Raw genomic sequence first — 19,129 nt, 5'->3', positions numbered from 1 at the left:
CCGCGTAGGCGGGAATCCAGAAAAAAGTAAAATAACCTTCATAATTTTAATTATTTGTATTTATTAATTACTGGATTCCCGCTTTTAGCTAAGAATGACATGAAGAATTATTTAATAAAAATTAAGAGGTATAAACTATTTACTTTATAAATCAACTATTTCTCTTAATTCTTTATTATATAACCTATAATACTCATCCTTATTCTTAAGTAATTGTGTGTGAGTACCCTGCTCACAAATCTCACCGTTTTTCATGACAATAATATTATCAAGATCGGTAATACTGCTTAAACGATGCGTAATAATTAAAGTGGTTTTTCCTTGGCGTAATTTCTTTAAAGATTCTAGAATTTTCTGTTCGGAAGCTTGGTCTAAGCTACTCGTTGCTTCATCCCAAATTAAAATAGGTGCATCTTTTAGGAAAGCTCTAGCAATCGATAAACGCTGACGCTGACCGCCTGAAAGAGTCGTCCCCTGCACTCCTATCATAGTATCGTAACCGTGCAGCAGATGCATAATAAACTCATGAGCATCGGCATATTTTGCTGCTCTAATTATTTCTTCTCTTGTAGTATCAGCTCGAGCATATGCTATATTTTCGGCAACTGTTGTATCAAATAAATGAGTATCTTGAGTAACTAAGGAAATCTGACCTCTAAGCGAAGTAAGCTTAATATCTTTAATATCATGATTATTAATTAAAATTCTTCCCTCATTTGGATCATAGAAACGCACTAATAAATTACTAAGCGAAGTTTTACCGCTACCTGAACGCCCGACAAACGCAATCATTTTATGAGGTTCTAGCTTTAAATCTATATATTTTATAGCTATTTTACTCTCAAAACTTAAAGCTAATTTTTCAAAAGTAATTTGTGGATTATATAAATCTACTTCTTTAGCATCTTCACGATCTTTAATAAGAGGCTCGCTATCTAAAATATTAAATACTCTTTTAGCAGCTGCAATTCCTTCTTGCAAATTGACGTTTAACGATACTAAGCTTTTAAACGGTCTATAAGCCGCTGCAAAAGAAGCCAAAAACGCAAAAAGAGCACCGGGCGTACTTTTTCCCTCAAGGACTAAATTACCTCCGTACCATACCATCCCCCCGACTGCAAGACCGCTTAACCCCTCCATAATCGGCGAAACCATCGCATCTAACTTAGAAGTTTTCTTATAAAACTCTAAAATATTATTAACAATCAATGACGCTCTATTACTTTCTATTTTTTCACCGACAAAAGATTTTATAATCTTAATTGACTGGAATGTTTCATCGAGCCTAGAAGTATAATGTCCTAGCTCCTCTTGGGATTGCGATGATATTTTACGTATCTTTCTTCCCATTTTTTGTACAGGATAAACAGCAAGCGGAAAAACAAGAAAAACTACGCAAGATAATATCGGTTCTAACTTAAACATCATCCCTATCAAAAATACTACCGTTAGGAAATGTTTAGCACACCCGACAAGCAAATTAGAAACAGCCCCACGCATCAAAGAAATATCATTAGTAAAACGCGATATAAGACGCCCTGAAGATTGGTTTTGAATAAAAGAAATATCGGCAAATAATAAATGCCCATACATTTTCATCTGCACATCGTTTAATACCCTCTGCCCTACAAATTTTATTAGATAATTCTGATAATATTCCGAAATCCCTTTTATAAAAAAAGTAACCGTCAGCACTATCGGCATTATTACAAGCATTTTCCTATCATGCGTTAAAAAAATCTTATCAATAATAGGTTGGACTGCATGAACGATAACAGCCGTACAAATTGCTGCAATAACCATACAAAATATTGCAAAATATATTTTACTTGCATAAGGTTTAACATGCTCTTTTATCAGCCTTTTTATAACGTAAACAGCTGTGTAACTATCATTTAAATTATTATTACTCATTATCGTTAAAAATATTAAATTGATGATGTGATTGATTCGGCACCGGCATTTTTAAATGTTCAAAAGCAGCAATCGTGATTACCCTACCTCTAGGCGTTCTTTGCAGTAAACCTATTTGTATAAGATAAGGCTCTATGGTTTCTTCAAGTGCGTCACGCTGTTCAGACAAGGCGGCTGCGATCGTTTCAATTCCAACGGGACCGCCCTTATAATTAGCCGCTATGAATTTTAAATAACGATAATCGTTGCTATCAAGCCCTATATGATCAACTTCCAAGCGATTTAAACCGAAATCAGCTATTTCTTTATCTACCACCGGTTTACCGTCAACTGCTGCAAAATCTCTTATACGACGAAGCAATCTTAATGCAATTCTTGGCGTTCCTCTACTTCTTTTAGCTATTTCCTCAGAACCGGATTCTGTTAAATCAATATCGAGTAATTTACTCGCTCTGTTTAAAACTTTCTTAAGCTCCTCGTTATTATAAAAATTAAGCCTCATAGGAATGCCGAACCTATCACGCAAAGGATTACTAAGCAGTCCAAGCCTAGTGGTCGCTCCTATTAAAGTAAATTGCGGCAAATTTATTTTCACCGATCTTGCGGCAGGTCCTTCACCGATAATTATATCAAGCTCAAAATCTTCCATAGCAGGATATAAAACCTCTTCAACGGAAGTATTTAAGCGGTGGATTTCATCGATAAATAATACGTCATTCTTTTCAAGATTGGTGAGAATAGCAGCAAGATCGGCTGCCTTAAGTATAGCAGGACCGGAAGTAGATTTGAAATTACCGCCGATTTCGTTAGAGATAATCTTAGCAAGCGTAGTCTTACCAAGCCCAGGTGGACCATAAAATAAAGTATGGTCAAGATGTTCATTTCGAGATTTTGCAGCTTTAATAAATACCGAGAGATTTTCTTTAATTTGCTGCTGACCGACAAATTCTTGCAAATATGACGGTCTTATCGGCAATTCTTGATCATTTTCACTTTTTTCAGGTGATAATATATTAGTCATTATGTGTTTATGCGATAATTTAAATTCCGATGTCATTTCAGTAACGACGGAACATTGTTGCATGAATCCTATGTCATTCCTGCGTAGGCGGGAATGACCTAAAGAACTGTACAAACAATATAATGACTAATAATAGCTAAAAAATAGTTTTATGCTATATTTAATTTATAAATCTATATCTCATTATAAAAGTACCCAATCTACATTTATTGGTTCTTCATATAACACCCAATCGTCACTTAGTTCTTTATTTATGAATGTTATATCTGAAAATTTCAAATAAGATGCTATATGCTTCATTATTTCTAGGGGAAAATAACCTGTTGCCGGATTTTTTGCAATTCTGGTCATTTTAAAAAAATGCTTTTTTATATAATCATCTGCATTTTGGGTTATAGCATCTAAATTGTCATAGTTTACTTTTAGTTCGTTTAAATACTCTTTAAGAGGTAAATTTCGATATAATTTTAAATATTTACAAGTTTCACTATCGGCAACTTCCGGCTTCTTTTTATGAACATCTCTTAAGATCGGTATTATTTCCTTTGCTGCCTCTTTTACTACTTCCTCTGATACATGCTTTATTTTTTTCAAATTTGTAGCAGTAATTTCTCTAATATCTGTAGATAATTGTTTTTCTTGTTCTATTTCTCTTCCGAATATCCATTGTTCTTGCTCAATTGCACAGCTAATAATTTTACTATTTCTTATTGAAGCTAATAACTGTTTTATTGATTCTTTACTTATTTCTCTAGCTAAAGAAAAGCTTAATGAGATAGTGTAATCATTTCTTTCTAAAAAATAAGATATAGCTGCCACTCCTACATCATCTAAATAAATACCCTGCATATCTAAAGCATGAATAGGCAAATCTCGAGAAAACTCTTCAAAGAATCCAAGCACAAAAGATAAGGGATTAAATATTGTATCATGCCTCAAAAAAACTCTAGGGTTTGTTGTTTTTATTAATGGAAGTAGTTCTATTATATCTTGCTGTGTTAAACAACGATTTAATATAAGCGAATTAACATGACTCTTGTTAAAAAAATTATTAAGACTATCTCTAACCTATCTGAGTATGAGAAATAATTTTCTACATTAGGAAGATATAAAACTTTTAAATTAGGTTTCCAAGAAATATTAGCTAAAAATGCCTTAAATTCAGAAGCTTTTATCCTAGTATCACTCCAATTAATTTCTTGAAGAGTGTTATTTATTTTAAAAGCCTCTAAAATAATCGCAAGTTTTTCATGATCTACCAAACTGCTATCTATTTTAATACTAGTAATACGACATTCAGGATCTATTAAAAATTCAGCTAATAATATTGGACATTTGTTAATTGCAAATAAACCTATAAATATTAAATTTTTAATATCAGTATCCTTTAAGATACTAAATAACTTATTTAAATTATCTTCTGAATACAACTTCATGTAATGATGATTATATATAAGGTAGACGAATCATACTCTAATTTTTCAAGACCTCACTAGCGTTTATACTTTCCAAAAAAGTTTTTAATTCTAACATAGCTTATATTAATTTTAGTAACTAAAATTAATATAAAATAAATGTTAATTTATCAACTAAAAATTAGAATTTCGATTTTTTAGGGCTGTTTTGATTAATTCATCAATAGAGATTTCGGGATTTTGAGTAATAATTCCTTGAACGGCGTTTTGTGCTTCAAATCTGGAAAAACCGAGATTTATTAGAGCCTTTATTACTTCATTACTTGCGACGGGTGTGATATTCTTAATATTTAAGCTATCTTTAATAATAGCCGAGCCGCTTGATATTTTTGTTACTTTACCTTTCAGTTCTAATACTATACGTTCGGCAAGTTTAGCTCCGACTCCGGATATTGCTTTAAATATATTTTTATCTTCATTATTTATAGCAATTTGGATATCCGCAGGAGTCAGGTTTGATAAGATAGATAAAGCCATTCTAGTTCCTATACCGTTTACTGATTGTAGCAAATTAAAAAAATTTTTCTCTTCTAGAGTCAGAAAACCATAAAGATGAATATGTTCCTCTCTAACATGGGTTTCGATAAATAGTTTATAAAACTCCCCTTCAGCAAGTTTACCTAAAGTTTTACCTGAAGCATAGACTAAGTACCCTACTCCGTTTACGTCAATTATAACATAATCATCACCTTGGGAATCAGCTTTACCGCTTAATTTACCGATCATATAATTTATTTCTTTTTTTTCTTACTTTTACTATATATTAAAACTAGAGTTGGTAAAGCTGTAATAATTGCTGCTAAGATGTAATGAATAACAAGCGGTCTATCCATCATATGACACTGCCCATCATTTGGAATCGTTTTAGCTAAAACCATATACGCAACTATTATAGTTACTACTATATATAGAACGGTAAAAAACAAATATTTTATAAAATGTTTCATTTTAATCTCCTGTGAATCAGCTGTGTCCATGTCATGCCGTGACTTGACCGGTTCTATGTCATCCTAGCTAACTTGATCGCGGGATCCAGGAAATAAACAAAAAAATAACACTATAAGTTGTTTCCTAGATACCGTAGTCAAGCCACGGTATGATACCGAATGCGTTTTTTTAATCCATACAACAACTACGTAAACCTATAATAAGTCTGATTCTTAACACCTTTACTTATTAAAAGTTTATGCTCTAAACCGTAAATTAAATCTCTACTAGCCGTTGCCGTAGAAATATTTTTATGTACATTAATATAATCTTTTCTAGAAAACCATTTATCTATTAAATTAACCTTGGCAAATTCAATTCTAGATAAAGGGTTACTTGCTTCATATGTTACATTATTACTATATAATCTTAATGCTGCAACTATTTGATCAAGCATAAACTCGATAAATAACGTCGATTCCCCAAGCTTATCACACTTACTTAAAACACTATAATACTCTATCTGATTATTTCGTACCAAACTTTCAACGGAAATATATTCAAAAATTTTATTAGCTTGCATTAGTAATAATTGTTGCCATAGTCTTCCGATTCGTCCGTTACCGTCTGAAAAAGGATGAATAAATTCACACTCATAATGAAATATACAAGCCTTAATTATTCCGGAAGTATCGTCATTTTGATTTATAAAATTGAATAAACCTTCCATTAATAATGATACTCGGTTTGCAGGCGGAGCACGATGTGCAAGCTCTACTCCTTTAAAGATACCTGCTCCACTTTTTCGCCATTTTCCATTATCTGCTACTAATCCTTGCATTAATATCTCATGTGCTTTTAATAGCGATTGAACCTCAAAAGGATTAAATATTGTTAGATCATTATATAATTTTATAGCATTATTGACTTCTAGAATATCTTTTTCAGGTGCAAGTACACGCTTGCCGTTTATTAAATCGGTTATCTGCTCTATGCTTAAAGTATTACCTTCAATTGCTAAAGAAGAGTGGATAGTTTTAATTTGATTATTTTTGCGAAGTTTTATAGGCTGAGAGTAAAGCTTGCTACCAGCTAAAATACCAAGCTCATAAGAAATATCTTGTGATAATCCCAAGATTTTATTAGTTATTTGAAAAGGCGGTTTATTACTCATACAGTGATAGTATCATATGATACTATCACTGTCTATAAAGAAAATTTTTTTATGTCATGCCCGCAGAAGCGAGAATCCATAAATGGGTGTCATACCGTGGCTTGACCACGGTATCTAGAAAACCAACTTGTAGTAGTCAATTTTACTGGATCCCGCGATCAAGTCGCAGGATGACATTAAAAGTTACGGGATTCCTGCTTTCGCAGGAATGACATAATTGGCTTTTTAAGATTACCTATCTCAATATCTTCTATCACTCCGCTTTTGCGGTTTTTAAATTCAACAATATTATTTGCGGCTTTTTTAGGACCGATTATAATTTGATAAGGTGAACCGATAAGGTCGTGTGTGGCAAATTTACTGCCGGGACGTGCATCAGTGTCATCATATAACACTTCTATATTTTGAGCTGATAGCTCCTTATAAGCTCTTTCTGCAAGCTCCGTGCATTTACTGTCATGAATATTTAAATTAATTAAAGAAACCTTGAAAGGAGCAACGCTAGAAGGCCATATAATACCTTTCTCATCACAATTTGCTTCTATAATAGCCGCAACTAATCTTGAAATACCTATGCCGTAAGAACTCATTTCTACAGGAGTTAGTTTACCATGCTCGTCATTAATAAGAGCATTCATATTAACCGAATATTTTGAGCCAATATAAAAAATATGCCCGACTTCTATCCCTTTACTGCTAGTTATTTCTTGTTCAGATATAGGCAATTTATTTACATCATGCTTTTCCTCAGCTGCTGCGTACCAGCTTTTAATTTCCTCTACATCGATATCAGGATTATCTTTTAATGTCTTAAATCTCTTATCGTAATAAATAGTGCTTTCACCGGTCTCGGCAATAATATGAAATTCATGGCTTAAATTTCCGCCGATCGGACCGTTATCGGCAATAACAGGAATAGCAAACACGCCTAAATCCCGAAAAGTATTAATATAAGCCTTAAACATTTGATTATAGGTATTAACGGCATTTTCTTCGTTTATATCAAAAGAATAAGCATCTTTCATTAAAAACTCCCGTCCTCTCATAACACCAAAACGAGGTCTAATTTCATCACGAAATTTCCATTGAATATGATAAAGATTTTTTGGCAAATCCTTATATGACTTAATATTATGACGGAAAATATCCGTAATCATATCCTCGTTAGTCGGACCGAATAGTAAAGTATTATCGTGACGATCTTGAAATTTTAACATTTCCTTACCGTAATTCTCAAAACGCCCCGATTCCATCCACAAATGTGCCGGCTGAATGCAAGGCATTAGAACTTCCAAAGCTCCTGCTTTATTCATATTTGAGCGTACTATATTCTCGATATTCTTCAATATTTTTAGACCGAGTGGAAGCCATGTATATATACCGGCGGCTTGCTGCCTAATCATTCCGCTTCTAAGCATTAATTTATGCGAAGTTATTTGAGATTCACTTGGTTCTTCCTTTAAAACAGGTAAAAAATATTTTGATAATAACATAGAATTTTTTTAGTTTAATATATACGTATATTTTGTATTTCTATGTCATTCCCGCTTTCGCGGGAATGACATTATAGTATACTTATCTTTTAGCAGTAAGGTTCAGAAATTCATGGCGGTACTTTTGTTGTTCGGCAAATATACCCGTATAATGCATAGTGTTCATAATGCTGTTATCTTGCATCACACCACGCATCGACATACAACTATGCAAGGCAGAAATTCTAACTGCTACGCCGAGTGGTTTTAAATTATCTTGTACGCTTTCAGCAATTTGTACTGTCATTTTTTCTTGAATTTGTAGCCTTCTAGCAAAAATATTTACTATTCGTGCTAGCTTACTTATGCCAATAATACAATTATCAGGAATATAAGATATATGTACCGTACCATTAAAAGGTAACATATGATGTTCACAAAAAGAGGTAAATCTTATGCCGTCCAGTGAGATAAAATCCTGAAAATTACAAGTATCATAAAATTTTGTACTTAATATTTCAGCTACCTCTTTTTCATAACCGGAAAATATTTCCGTATAGCTGTTAATTACTCTATCAGGGGTTTTAAGTAGCCCTTCTCTATTTGGATCTTCACCAATGAATTTTAGTAACGTTCTTACCGCTTCTTTAGCTTCTTCTCTAGACGGTTTTTCAAGTTTCATAAGTTTGTTTGCTTTTTAAAAACATCGTTTTACCACAAATATAAACAAACATCAAGCCGCCTACTATAGCAATGAGCCCTCCCCCGCCCATCATACCCATTAATAGCTTAGCAGATAGCGGCATTACACTATTTGGATCTTTACGCATAACCCCGTAACCACCGGCAAGTGCTAGCCCTAATATGTGCAGAATCTGCCCAAAGGTTAGGAGGTAGATAGTTATGCTCATTATGTCATTCCCGCGAAAGCAGGAATCCAATTTCTTGTCATACCGCGGCTTGACCGCGGTATCTAATTTATTATTTTTAGACCCCGTGATCAAGTCACGGGGTGACACTATGATACTCAAATAACTATATCCCATACATGCAATACTGATTCCTACTATAGAACCATGATAATGAGCAGGAATTACTACATTTATACCTGAGATATTGATTGCTATAAGCCCGCCAAGTAGGAATAAAGTAATGGAACAAAGTAAGATGGTTTTGATAATATTGTTATTTGTTGTAACTGTGTCATCCCGCGAGCTTGTAGCGGGATCCATTTTTCTAGATACCGTGGTCAAGCCACGGTATGACATTGATAAGAGCCATTCAAACCCCATACCAACCAAACATAAAACAGGAGCAATGCCGCCTAGATATTTCATATGATTTGTATACAATACTTTAAATGCTCCGTCAATAATGTCATAAGATATGTGACCGAAAATAATAAGAATGCCAAAAATAAAATTCAAATAAAGTAAGAACAAATAGAATTTTTGAAATTTTAATTCTCTACCTATTAGCTCTTTAAATAAAATAACCCAGATAAATATTAATATTTGAGTATATATAAATTGTAGTAAATGACCTCCGCTCCAAAAAAGTAATTCATAATAAAATTCTATCTCAATTGGAATAATTTGGATAATGTTTTGCAAGCCGTTATAAGACCAACCAAAACAAACGAAGCTTAAGATAAACATTATAATAGTCGATAATATGGTAAAATTAACTAGACTACTTAAGTTCGTCCAATCAAAGAAATATAAAATATTTATAGCGTATAATAGCAGCGTAACGCCAAATAAGCTTAACCCTAAAATAAATACGATATTTTCAAGCATCGGTATATAATTATTCATGACCGGATTATGCCCTGCTATAGGAGAAACGGCTATAAGAATTGTGCTTAAGAAAGCAAGTTTAGGGTCGATGTTTGGGTTCAGTACAACTATGTCATTCCCGCGAAAGCGGGAATCTAGAAAAAATATACTGGATTCCCGCTTTCGCGGGAATGACAAAGACCAAATACTAGCAGTGATAGATAATAACCAAATCAATACCGACAAATTAACATGAATAATTAAAGCCGATTTGAAAATATGAGGATTTGGAAAAAAACTTGATAATTGCGGGGTACGTAATACCACTAAAATAATTGAATATAAACCGGCAAACCCTAAGGATAAAATACCAAGTTTAAGCCAAGAGTTAGTTAAGCTATTATTTCGTAATTGAGTAATGGAATTCATGATTACAGGAAAATATTAAACAACTATAACAAATAGCTCACCGTATATAGATAATCAATATTTTTTTATTTGCTTTAAAAATTAACATAAGTTATTAATAAGTCAATCAAGAGTTAATAGTTAGATATGACTAACCACCCACGTATTGGAATCGGTATTTTAATCTTTAATAATAGAAATGAAATTTTATTAGGTAAACGTATTAATTCTCATGGTGAGTCTAGCTATGCACCTGCGGGTGGGCATTTAGAATTTGGGGAAACATTTGAAGAATGTGCTATTCGTGAAGCTTTAGAAGAAACAAATCTGATCATTGAAAACCCACAGTTTATAGCCGTGACTAACGACGTCTTTGAAAAAGAACAAAAGCATTATGTCTCGATTTTCCTTAAAGCTCATTGTTTAAATGAACATGAATTACAGAATCTAGAACCTCATAAGGTAGAAAGCTGGCAGTGGTTTGCTCTTGATAATTTACCCTCTAACCTTTTTCTACCTCTAAAAAAACTGATTGAGAAAAAATGTCATTTATATAAAGAAATTATTGATTAACTTGATCTTCTCAGATTTTTTAAAAAAATTAGCAGCTGCAATTTTAGCGATATTTTTTTCTTTTTCTACTTCAGCAGAAGTAGATTTTTTAACAAAACTATCCTGTTCAAAATAATCCAATATTTCTTGTTCTTCTTCTGTCAATTTGTATTTTTTCATAATTCAAATCTTAGTTCGGCAATATCATTCTAACTTAGCAATATTGATAAATGATCATCTTATTTAAATTATGTAATATAGATTTTATTGTTATAGTGGATTTAGTGGTGGGTTTGAGAAGACTTGAACTTCCGACCTCACGCTTATCAGGCGTGTGCTCTAACCAGCTGAGCTACAAACCCACAATTAAAGGATATCATGGATGTGGTGAGCTCGCCGGGATTCGAACCCGGGACCCTTTGATTAAAAGTCAAATGCTCTACCGACTGAGCTACGAGCTCTTAAATATATTAAAATATATTCAAAAATTATGTTTTACTTTATCGCCGAAAAAGGCTAATCTGTCAACAATTATTTTTATCATTCCTAACTAAATATGGATAATTTGAGAACTCTACGTCATTGCGAGGAAATTTACACTAGTAAATTGACGAAGCAATCTAGTTAATATTTTTTTATTTTTTCTGGATTGCCACGCTCCTTTTAGTCGCTCGCAATGACGAGATTTATTTAATTAAATGTAGTAAATTTATGAAGCATTCAGATGTTGCTGTAATTATTCCCTCAAGGCTAAGTTCAACTAGGCTCAAACAAAAACCTTTACAACTTATAGGCTCTATAACTTTAATAGAGAGAGTATTTAAACAAGTAAATCAGGCTAACCTTGAGCATACATACGTTGCGACTGACTCGGAAGAGATAGCAAAAATTATTAAAAAAGTCGGGGGGAAAGTAATATTCACGGATAGTAATATCCCAACTGGTACTGATCGTACTTATGAAGCTTTTAAGTTAATTCCAAATAATCAAAATATTAATTACATAGTTAATGTACAGGGAGATATGCCTTTCATTGAACCTAGCTCTATTTTGAAAATTATAGAATATTTAAAAAACAGCGAATACGATATTGTTACACCGGTAGTAAAAGTAGATAAGGAATCAGTGGAAGCTGCTAGTAATGTTACCGTAGCCGTTGACTCGGCGGGGAAAGCATTGTATTTTTCGCGTAGTCTTATTCCAAACGGTGCAGAAGAATTTTTATATCATGTAGGCATGTATGGTTTTCGCAAAAGTGCTTTAGAACAATTTGTATCTCTTAAGCCTACTTTTTTAGAAAAAACAGAACGTTTAGAACAACTACGTATTCTTGAAAGCGATATGACTATAGGCACATATCTAGTTGATAATGTTCCTATTTCCGTGGATACGGAAGAAGATTTAAAAAAAGCAATAAAATTTTACGAAAATATTAGTAAACTGACGCAAATAGCGAATTAATCCGCTATTCGATAAATATTGAATATAAAAGGCAAAAGGTGGCTTCCACCTTTTATATAAATTATATTGTGCAATCGGGATTTAGAACCGCTTCAAACTCCGATTTCTACAACTTTTAAATCAATAGCAAATTACTTAAGTAATTTGCTATTGGCAATAAACTAGGTTTGTAATAAATAATGGTACGTTTCATTTTTGTTACCGGCGGCGTTGTTTCGTCACTCGGTAAAGGTCTAACCGCTGCATCTCTTGCTATGCTATTGCAAGCGAAAGGTTTTAGAGTAAGTGTACGAAAACTAGACCCTTATCTTAACGTAGACCCAGGGACTATGAATCCTCACGAACACGGAGAAGTATATGTAACGGATGACGGAGCAGAAACCGATCTAGATCTTGGACATTATGAACGTTTTACCGGAGTTTCCGCATGCAAATTTGATAGCATCACAACAGGTGCGATATACTCAAAATTACTTAAAGATGAACGTTTAGGAAATTACACCGGCGTTACCGTTCAAGTCATCCCGCATGTTACGAATATAATAAAAGATTTTATACTTTCAAACACCAAGGGTTTTGATTTTGTTATTTGTGAAATAGGCGGTACAGTCGGTGATATTGAAGGTTTACCGTTTTTTGAAGCTATAAGGCCAATCGGTAACAAATTAAAAAGCGAGCATTGTTTATTCATTCATTTAACATTATTACCTTATGTTAAAACCGCTCGTGAATTAAAAACAAAACCTACTCAACACTCAGTTAAAGAATTACGTGCTATAGGTATTTCACCTAATATGTTAGTGTGTCGTGCAGAACGTAACATTTCAAAACGTGAAATAGATAAAATAGCTTTATTTTGTAATATAGAGTCTGAGTATGTTATTCCGGCAATAGATCAAAAAAATATATATTTAGTACCGATTGCATATCACAATTCAGGTCTTGACAATAAAGTATTAAAATTTTTTAATCTTAATATTACAACGTCTAAATTAGATAAATGGCATGATATAATTGATAGACTAAAAGATTCTAGCTCTAAAGTAAGAATCGCTATAATAGCTAAATATCATAAATTAAAAGATGCTTATAAATCAGTAATCGAAGCACTTGACCATGCCGGTATTTATTACAAATACAAAATTGATTTAGTATGGATAAACGCCGCAAATCTAACCGAAGAGAATATTGATAAAAAATTATTAGGTGTAGATGGAATTTTAGTCCCTGGAGGATTTGGAGAGCGGGCGACTGAAGGAAAAATTATAGCAATAAAATATGCTCGTACTAATAATATACCTTTTTTTGGAATATGTTTCGGTATGCAACTTGCGACGATTGAAATAGCTCGTAATTTAATCGGTATTAAAGATGCTGTATCAGAAGAGTTTAAAATAGCAGGCACACAGATTATTGAAAAAATATGTAAGAATGATGCAAATTTAATAAACTCAAAAATAACAATTGAAAATGTAAAAAAGACTATGCGTCTCGGCTCTTATCCTTGTAGTTTGGTCGCGAGTACCATTGCAGCTAATGCTTATAAAAGCCTTGAAATAAATGAACGACATCGTCATAGATACAAATTTAATAATGAATTTCAAAATATTTTTGAAAAAAACGGGGTAAAATTTAGCGGTTTTTCAAAAGATGAAGAGATTGTAGAAATAATTGAACTACCATCACTTCGTTGGTTTGTAGGAGTACAATTTCATCCGGAATTTAAATCTAAACCTTTTGAAGCTCATCCTTTATTTACTGAGTTTGTTAAGGCTACAATTGAGTATAATAAATATGAAAAAAAGTAATCAACAATATATGGGACTATTTAAAAAAACCTTGACATAATTTTTGTTATAGTTTAGGTTGCATAAAAATAAGCTCATAGGTAAATTAATGGATGCCGTGGATTCTAACTTCACAATTTGGAATAAAGCTAGAAACAGTAAATTTAGGCATATAGTATGGCCGATTAGATCGTATGAATTAACCAAATTCATTCCGATGGCTTTGTTAATGTTTTTTATTCTACTTAATCAAAACTTAGTTCGTAGTATTAAAGATAGTTTTGTTGTTACCTTAATTAGCTCGGAAGTATTGAGTTTTATCAAACTTTGGGGCGAAATGCCTATGGGAATTTTATTTGTTGTTCTTTACTCTAAACTCTGTAATCTTATGACAACAGAGCAAGTTTTTAGAATAATTACCGGTACTTTTTTATTTTTCTTCGCAATTTTTGGTTTTATTTTATTTCCGTATAGAGATTTTTTTCATCCCGATCCTGAATTAGTCAAACATTATATAACTATTCTTCCTCATTTAAAATGGTTTTTAATAATTTGGGGACAGTGGAGTTTGGTATTATTTTATATTATGGGAGAGTTATGGCCGGTTATAGTATTTACCCTTTTATATTGGCAGCTTGCGAATAAAATTACTAAAGTCGAAGAAGCACCAAGATTTTATTCGTTTTTTACTTTATTCGGACAAACTAATTTACTTATCTCAGGAACCGTAATTATTTATTTTGCTAAGAGCAATCATTTCTTACTTCCTTTATTTTCCCATCTAAACGATACAAATGAGATTCTTTTAAAATCATTTATTACGGTTATTTTAATATCCGGATTAATTTGTTTAGCTCTTCATAAATTTATTGATAAATCAGTTGTAGAAGCCGACAAAAATATTAAATTTAAAAATCAAAGAACGGATATACTAAAATTAAGCTTAGTCGAAAGTGCAAAAGTAATATTAACTTCTAGATATCTCGGTTTTATTTGTCTTCTTGTAATGTCTTATTCTATGAGTATTAGTCTAATAGAAGGATTATGGATGTCAAAAGTAAAACAACTCTATCCTGCTACAAAAGATTTTATATCCTATCACGGTGAAGTGTTTTTGTGGACGGGAGCACTCACGTTAGTTAGTGCGTTTTTAGGAAGTAGTTTAATTAGAATATGCGGCTGGTTTTGGGGAGCTATTATAACACCGATTATGATGTTTGGAGCAGGCGTTATGTTCTTTTCATTTACGGTTCTTGAAAATCACCTAGGAAATATCGTAAATACTCTTGGCTATAGTTCACCGCTTGTCGTTATAGTTTTTATCGGCGGACTTTGGCATGTACTTTCTAAATCCGTAAAATATTCACTTTTCGATGCTACTAAAGAAATGGTATATATTCCGCTCGATAGTGAAATGAAGACCAAAGGTAAAGCTGCCGTTGATGTTATGGGTACTAAAATCGGCAAATCAATAGGTGCTATTATTCAATTCATATCCTTTAGTATTTTCCCGAATGCCGTGCATAACGACATAGCCGGTTTATTGATGTTTAGCTTTATTATCGTATGTCTATTATGGCTATACGGCGTGAAAGTTTTATCGAAACACTATAATAATCTTATTAAACGCTAAAACTTTTTTAAAATAATATCCTTTCAAAAAACCTTTTCTCTCATACAGTTTTATAATATAGTAAATAGGTATATTTAATATTGTAGAGGGAGTAATGAAAAAAAATCCAAAAATCTCATTAATAGGTAGCGGTAACATAGGTGGTACGCTTGCTCACTTAATTAGCCTTAGAGAACTCGGTGATATCGTGTTATTTGACGTGGCTGAAGGAGTGCCGCAAGGAAAAGCACTTGATCTTATGCAAGCCGGGACGATGTTAGGCTCTGATATAAAAATAAAAGGAAGTAACGACTATAAAGATATTGAAGGGTCTGATGCAATAATTATTACTGCCGGTTTACCAAGAAAACCAGGAATGAGTAGAGACGATCTCATTAGCGTTAATACCAAAATTATGAAAGACGTAGCACAAAATATAAAAAAATATGCTCCGAGTGCTTTTGTAATAGTAATTACTAATCCGCTTGATGTTATGGTATATGTCATGCTTAAAGAAAGCGGGTTACCTCATAATAAAGTAATCGGTATGGCAGGGGTACTTGACTCATCAAGATTTAATCTTTTTCTTGCCGAAGAGTTTAAAGTTTCAGTAAACAGCGTTAATAGTATAGTTCTCGGCGGTCACGGTGATGCAATGGTACCTCTTGCTAGGTATTCCACGGTATCAGGTGTACCGATACCCGACTTGATAAAAATGGGCTTATCAAGTAATGAAAATATTGAAAAAATAATCGATCGTACTAGAAACGGCGGCGGTGAGATTGTTGCATTACTTAAAACAGGTTCTGCTTATTATGCCCCCGCAGCCTCAGCAATAGAAATGCTTGAATCATATTTAAAAGATAAACGTCAAATTCTCACTTGTGCCGCTTATTTACAGGGCGAATACGGCGTACATGATTTATATGTCGGAGTGCCTATTATTATCGGTAAAGAAGGTATCCTAAAAGTAATAGAACTACAGTTAACTAAAGAAGAAAAAGCATTATTTGACAAATCGGTCGAGGGAGTTAGAAAACTGATTGAGACGGTGAAATAAATGATAAGATTATATTTTTCAAAACATAATTGAAGCACAAATGCAACAAAATTTAAAATATTGAATTAATACTAATTATTAGTATTGTTAATTTAACATAAATGGTATTACAGTTTGGTTTATTTTTATTAATAGAGGAAAATTATGAAACACAAAAATGAATTAGACCGGCTAATAAGAAATCTTTATTTAATAAAAAATACTAATTTAAATAATATTTTAGAAACAGATAAACTAGCTATAACACATACAACTAATTTTATAGAAGCTCTAATAAATAAAATAGACCCTAGAAAACCAGGACCGTATGTTTCTCAGCAACAAGCTAATTTCAAAGTAGCAAATGATAAAAGTATACAAGGTGCTAAGAAAGAAATTTATTTAAAAAACCTACCTATTAGTATCGGTAAAGTTGAAGGCTTTAAGGAAGATGAAAAAGGTAGAAAAACAAAGGCTCAACTCGATGTCCTAATATCCCCCTCAGATTTTTCAGAATTATTAAGACTAAGTAATGCATTACCGGTCACTAATGCGCAAGGACTAGCAATAAAGGGCAATATTAATCTATTGCAATTGATGGAAGAAATTGTTCAGAAAGTAGAGAAAAAGAGCTTAAATATACAGCAAGATACAAAAATACTTACCTCACAAGAAAACGAGCAAGCTATAACACACGGTCAACAAAACAAGTAGAGCTTAACCTTAAAGAAGAAATAATAAAGTTAAGGGAAGCAATTCAAGAAACAATCAAAAATCCGACTAATAACGAAGAATTTAATAAGACATCAAAAGAAATTTTAGATTTGATTAATAATATCAACTCTCATCAACCATCTAGATTGCAGGCAGCTAGAAATAAAATCCTTAGTGCCGGAGGAAGTCCCAATACTAAAAATACAAAAATAAATGAATTTTTTCTTGAACAACACGAATGGGATAAATTGCAAGAATTAAGAGAAAGATTACAAAAAATAAAAGAGCCTAGAGAAAAATTAAAATGAAAAATTTTTATGATGTGATTAATTCATTAGATAAAAATATCATTCTAGGATCAATGCAAGCGAAACAAAAAGTTCAACAAGCTTTCAATCAAAAAGCATAAGAGATTATAAGAAGTAAATTTTTATACCTTAATAATGCTCAGGATTTTTCAGACGGTTTACAAAATTTATTTGAGAAATTAAAAAATAAAGAAGAAAAAGGGGGGAAAGAATTTATAGAAGCTTCTAAGAATATACTTAGCAGAAGTATATCAGTAAATAAAAAGTACTTCCGTAATACGGATAATTCAAGCGAATTAGATTTGCAATATAAGATGTTGCTAATAGATCATGCAGATAATATCTCGCAAAATATAAAGGAGACCCTAGTCTTATATGCCGGAAGTAATAACAATAACAAGATTGATATATTATCTGAAGAATTAGCAAATGAATTTAAAAATATATCAAATTTAATAAAACAAAATGAATCGGTACTACAAAGAGAAACAGGTAAATATTCTCCTTCTTTAGAAACTATATCGGAAGATGCTATACCTAAGTTGTCACCGGCAATAGTACATTCCTCAACAGAACTTTTTACAAAACTAGAAAATTCATTTAATGAACTAGAACAATTCACTGATAAAATATTAATAGATGCCGGCAAATCTTATGTACAACAGGCAAATGTTAATCCTAAATCTAATACCGTTTCTAGATCTTCTTCTATTGATTCGGGAATCGGTTCAAGCCAAGAAGAATTGTCTACCACATTTGGAAAAAGCGGCTCTACTAATTTAATTGAAGCTCTTGATTTAGCACAAGCGAAAATTTTATCAAATTCAAATACAGCCAAAGATAAGTTAACGGCAACAAAAGAACTACAAAAATCTATTCAACAGAAAGAAGTCAAAAATGAAAAACTTACTCAAGACGAAATAGATAATATTTATAAGATAATAGGTATATTTGAAGAAATTAAGGAACATGAAAAGAGCGAAATTTACGTGATCCTCGCATGTTAAATAAAAATTATTATAAGCTAACTGATCCACGTGAGGAACATAGAACACATACTTTAAACCGAGACGACACAAGTTTAGATATAATTGACGATAACTATTTAGAATGGGATGATAAGGGAATGCCAGCTCCTTTCCAAAAATCTTATGGTGCTGGAAATGTTTTAGGTAGGTTAAAAGAGGCAGTGGATGATTATATATCTGAGCTACAAAATGAAAAGCTATCTAAAGACACGTTTCCGAAACAGGTTAATATAGACAATGTATTACCCAAAATACGTAACTTGTTTAATGATGAACTTTCTAAAGAAACAACTCCGAAACAGGTTAATATAGATAATGTATTACCTAAAATACGTAACTTATTTAATGACGAACTATCTAAAGAAACATCTCCAAAGCATATTGGGCAATCAACCCAAGATCAACCTAAAATATCTACAGGAGCAGTTACCGGTGTAAAAGATAGAATAGCAAGGTTTG

19 protein-coding genes and 2 tRNA genes are annotated in these 19,129 nt (G+C 32.4%); 8 read left to right on the top strand and 13 right to left on the bottom strand.

All coding sequences use genetic code 11. From position 1 onward, the window contains the following. Positions 1–144: 144 nt before the first annotated feature. The 10 genes from ACIAS7_RS05215 to ACIAS7_RS05170 form a co-directional block, all read right to left on the bottom strand. Positions 145–1,914 carry an ABC transporter ATP-binding protein gene (locus tag ACIAS7_RS05215; protein ID WP_473198500.1) on the bottom strand — a complete coding sequence of 590 codons (1,770 nt, stop codon included), beginning with the start codon at positions 1,912–1,914 and terminating at the stop codon, positions 145–147. Then, positions 1,907–2,935 carry a Holliday junction branch migration DNA helicase RuvB gene (gene ruvB / locus ACIAS7_RS05210; RefSeq protein ID WP_473199424.1) on the bottom strand — a complete coding sequence of 343 codons (1,029 nt, stop codon included), beginning with the start codon at positions 2,933–2,935 and terminating at the stop codon, positions 1,907–1,909. The genes ACIAS7_RS05215 and ruvB overlap by 8 nt, the downstream gene beginning before the upstream one ends. A 183-nt stretch (positions 2,936–3,118) precedes the next feature. Next, positions 3,119–3,874, bottom strand: coding sequence for a hypothetical protein (locus tag ACIAS7_RS05205; protein ID WP_473198499.1), 756 nt, complete (start codon positions 3,872–3,874; stop codon positions 3,119–3,121). Between the two features lie 71 nt (positions 3,875–3,945). Continuing rightward, positions 3,946–4,371: a hypothetical protein gene (locus ACIAS7_RS05200; RefSeq protein WP_473198498.1), complete on the bottom strand. Its 426-nt coding sequence runs from the start codon at positions 4,369–4,371 to the stop codon at positions 3,946–3,948. A gap of 153 nt (positions 4,372–4,524) precedes the next feature. Beyond that, positions 4,525–5,136 carry a Holliday junction branch migration protein RuvA gene (gene ruvA / locus ACIAS7_RS05195; protein ID WP_473198497.1) on the bottom strand — a complete coding sequence of 204 codons (612 nt, stop codon included), beginning with the start codon at positions 5,134–5,136 and terminating at the stop codon, positions 4,525–4,527. Positions 5,137–5,141: 5 nt separating this feature from the next. Further along, positions 5,142–5,357: a Holliday junction ATP-dependent DNA helicase RuvA gene (locus ACIAS7_RS05190; protein WP_473198496.1), complete on the bottom strand. Its 216-nt coding sequence runs from the start codon at positions 5,355–5,357 to the stop codon at positions 5,142–5,144. 185 nt (positions 5,358–5,542) lie between these two features. Then, positions 5,543–6,511 carry a Fic family protein gene (locus tag ACIAS7_RS05185; RefSeq protein WP_473198495.1) on the bottom strand — a complete coding sequence of 323 codons (969 nt, stop codon included), beginning with the start codon at positions 6,509–6,511 and terminating at the stop codon, positions 5,543–5,545. Positions 6,512–6,687: 176 nt separating this feature from the next. Continuing rightward, entirely contained in the window at positions 6,688–8,004 is a 1,317-nt protein-coding gene (gene proS / locus ACIAS7_RS05180) for a proline--tRNA ligase (protein ID WP_473198494.1), read from the bottom strand. 82 nt (positions 8,005–8,086) lie between these two features. Continuing rightward, on the bottom strand, positions 8,087–8,665 hold the full coding sequence (gene folE / locus ACIAS7_RS05175) for a GTP cyclohydrolase I FolE (RefSeq protein ID WP_473198493.1): 579 nt from the start codon (positions 8,663–8,665) through the stop codon (positions 8,087–8,089). Then, positions 8,655–10,190 carry a palindromic element RPE4 domain-containing protein gene (locus ACIAS7_RS05170; RefSeq protein ID WP_473198492.1) on the bottom strand — a complete coding sequence of 512 codons (1,536 nt, stop codon included), beginning with the start codon at positions 10,188–10,190 and terminating at the stop codon, positions 8,655–8,657. The genes folE and ACIAS7_RS05170 overlap by 11 nt, the downstream gene beginning before the upstream one ends. A gap of 126 nt (positions 10,191–10,316) precedes the next feature. Here ACIAS7_RS05170 and ACIAS7_RS05165 point away from each other — a divergent pair, with 126 nt between their 5' ends. Next, positions 10,317–10,742, top strand: a complete 426-nt coding sequence (locus tag ACIAS7_RS05165; protein WP_473198491.1) for a nucleotide triphosphate diphosphatase NUDT15 — start codon at positions 10,317–10,319, stop codon at positions 10,740–10,742. Here ACIAS7_RS05165 and ACIAS7_RS05160 read toward each other — a convergent pair. The 3 genes from ACIAS7_RS05160 to ACIAS7_RS05150 form a co-directional block, all read right to left on the bottom strand. Then, entirely contained in the window at positions 10,719–10,901 is a 183-nt protein-coding gene (locus ACIAS7_RS05160; protein ID WP_473198490.1) for a hypothetical protein, read from the bottom strand. The two genes, ACIAS7_RS05165 and ACIAS7_RS05160, sit on opposite strands and share 24 nt — an antisense overlap. 105 nt (positions 10,902–11,006) lie before the next feature. Continuing rightward, positions 11,007–11,083 (bottom strand) — tRNA-Ile (locus ACIAS7_RS05155). A 23-nt stretch (positions 11,084–11,106) separates the two neighbouring features. After that, positions 11,107–11,182: transfer RNA gene (locus ACIAS7_RS05150), tRNA-Lys, on the bottom strand. A gap of 250 nt (positions 11,183–11,432) precedes the next feature. Here ACIAS7_RS05150 and ACIAS7_RS05145 point away from each other — a divergent pair. From ACIAS7_RS05145 to ACIAS7_RS05115, 7 genes are all read left to right on the top strand, one after another. Then, positions 11,433–12,182: a 3-deoxy-manno-octulosonate cytidylyltransferase gene (locus tag ACIAS7_RS05145; RefSeq protein ID WP_473198489.1), complete on the top strand. Its 750-nt coding sequence runs from the start codon at positions 11,433–11,435 to the stop codon at positions 12,180–12,182. A gap of 179 nt (positions 12,183–12,361) precedes the next feature. Then, on the top strand, positions 12,362–13,990 hold the full coding sequence (locus ACIAS7_RS05140) for a CTP synthase (RefSeq protein WP_473198488.1): 1,629 nt from the start codon (positions 12,362–12,364) through the stop codon (positions 13,988–13,990). Positions 13,991–14,078: 88 nt separating this feature from the next. Beyond that, positions 14,079–15,602 carry a nucleotide exchange transporter Tlc2 gene (gene tlc2 / locus ACIAS7_RS05135; protein WP_473199423.1) on the top strand — a complete coding sequence of 508 codons (1,524 nt, stop codon included), beginning with the start codon at positions 14,079–14,081 and terminating at the stop codon, positions 15,600–15,602. Between the two features lie 94 nt (positions 15,603–15,696). After that, a complete protein-coding gene (mdh, locus tag ACIAS7_RS05130; protein WP_473198487.1) occupies positions 15,697–16,641 on the top strand; it encodes a malate dehydrogenase in 945 nt (314 codons plus the stop codon). 144 nt (positions 16,642–16,785) lie between these two features. Further along, complete coding sequence (locus ACIAS7_RS05125; protein ID WP_473198486.1) at positions 16,786–17,334, top strand: hypothetical protein; 549 nt, start codon at positions 16,786–16,788, stop codon at positions 17,332–17,334. A gap of 110 nt (positions 17,335–17,444) precedes the next feature. Beyond that, a complete protein-coding gene (locus tag ACIAS7_RS05120) occupies positions 17,445–17,642 on the top strand; it encodes a hypothetical protein (protein WP_473198485.1) in 198 nt (65 codons plus the stop codon). 314 nt (positions 17,643–17,956) lie between these two features. After that, on the top strand, positions 17,957–18,649 hold the full coding sequence (locus ACIAS7_RS05115; protein WP_473198484.1) for a hypothetical protein: 693 nt from the start codon (positions 17,957–17,959) through the stop codon (positions 18,647–18,649). The last annotated feature ends 480 nt before the right edge of the window (positions 18,650–19,129 follow it).

This window comes from Rickettsia sp. 109562A South Dakota (genome assembly GCF_055791265.1).
The sequence above is the reverse complement of the archived record's forward strand: the minus strand, read 5'-3'. Positions and strand labels throughout refer to the sequence as shown.

Coding starts and splice junctions, on each gene's coding strand:
- folE (WP_473198493.1), bottom strand. CDS start 8,665: ATGAAACTTGAAAAACCGTCTAGAGAAGAAGCTAAAGAAGCGGTAAGA.
- ruvA (WP_473198497.1), bottom strand. CDS start 5,136: ATGATCGGTAAATTAAGCGGTAAAGCTGATTCCCAAGGTGATGATTAT.
- tlc2 (WP_473199423.1), top strand. CDS start 14,079: ATGGATGCCGTGGATTCTAACTTCACAATTTGGAATAAAGCTAGAAAC.
- ACIAS7_RS05160 (WP_473198490.1), bottom strand. CDS start 10,901: ATGAAAAAATACAAATTGACAGAAGAAGAACAAGAAATATTGGATTAT.
- ACIAS7_RS05215 (WP_473198500.1), bottom strand. CDS start 1,914: ATGAGTAATAATAATTTAAATGATAGTTACACAGCTGTTTACGTTATA.
- ACIAS7_RS05140 (WP_473198488.1), top strand. CDS start 12,362: ATGGTACGTTTCATTTTTGTTACCGGCGGCGTTGTTTCGTCACTCGGT.
- ACIAS7_RS05190 (WP_473198496.1), bottom strand. CDS start 5,357: ATGAAACATTTTATAAAATATTTGTTTTTTACCGTTCTATATATAGTA.
- ACIAS7_RS05170 (WP_473198492.1), bottom strand. CDS start 10,190: ATGAATTCCATTACTCAATTACGAAATAATAGCTTAACTAACTCTTGG.
- ACIAS7_RS05145 (WP_473198489.1), top strand. CDS start 11,433: ATGAAGCATTCAGATGTTGCTGTAATTATTCCCTCAAGGCTAAGTTCA.
- ruvB (WP_473199424.1), bottom strand. CDS start 2,935: ATGACTAATATATTATCACCTGAAAAAAGTGAAAATGATCAAGAATTG.
- ACIAS7_RS05185 (WP_473198495.1), bottom strand. CDS start 6,511: ATGAGTAATAAACCGCCTTTTCAAATAACTAATAAAATCTTGGGATTA.
- ACIAS7_RS05125 (WP_473198486.1), top strand. CDS start 16,786: ATGAAACACAAAAATGAATTAGACCGGCTAATAAGAAATCTTTATTTA.
- ACIAS7_RS05165 (WP_473198491.1), top strand. CDS start 10,317: ATGACTAACCACCCACGTATTGGAATCGGTATTTTAATCTTTAATAAT.
- ACIAS7_RS05115 (WP_473198484.1), top strand. CDS start 17,957: ATGTTGCTAATAGATCATGCAGATAATATCTCGCAAAATATAAAGGAG.
- proS (WP_473198494.1), bottom strand. CDS start 8,004: ATGTTATTATCAAAATATTTTTTACCTGTTTTAAAGGAAGAACCAAGT.
- mdh (WP_473198487.1), top strand. CDS start 15,697: ATGAAAAAAAATCCAAAAATCTCATTAATAGGTAGCGGTAACATAGGT.
- ACIAS7_RS05200 (WP_473198498.1), bottom strand. CDS start 4,371: ATGAAGTTGTATTCAGAAGATAATTTAAATAAGTTATTTAGTATCTTA.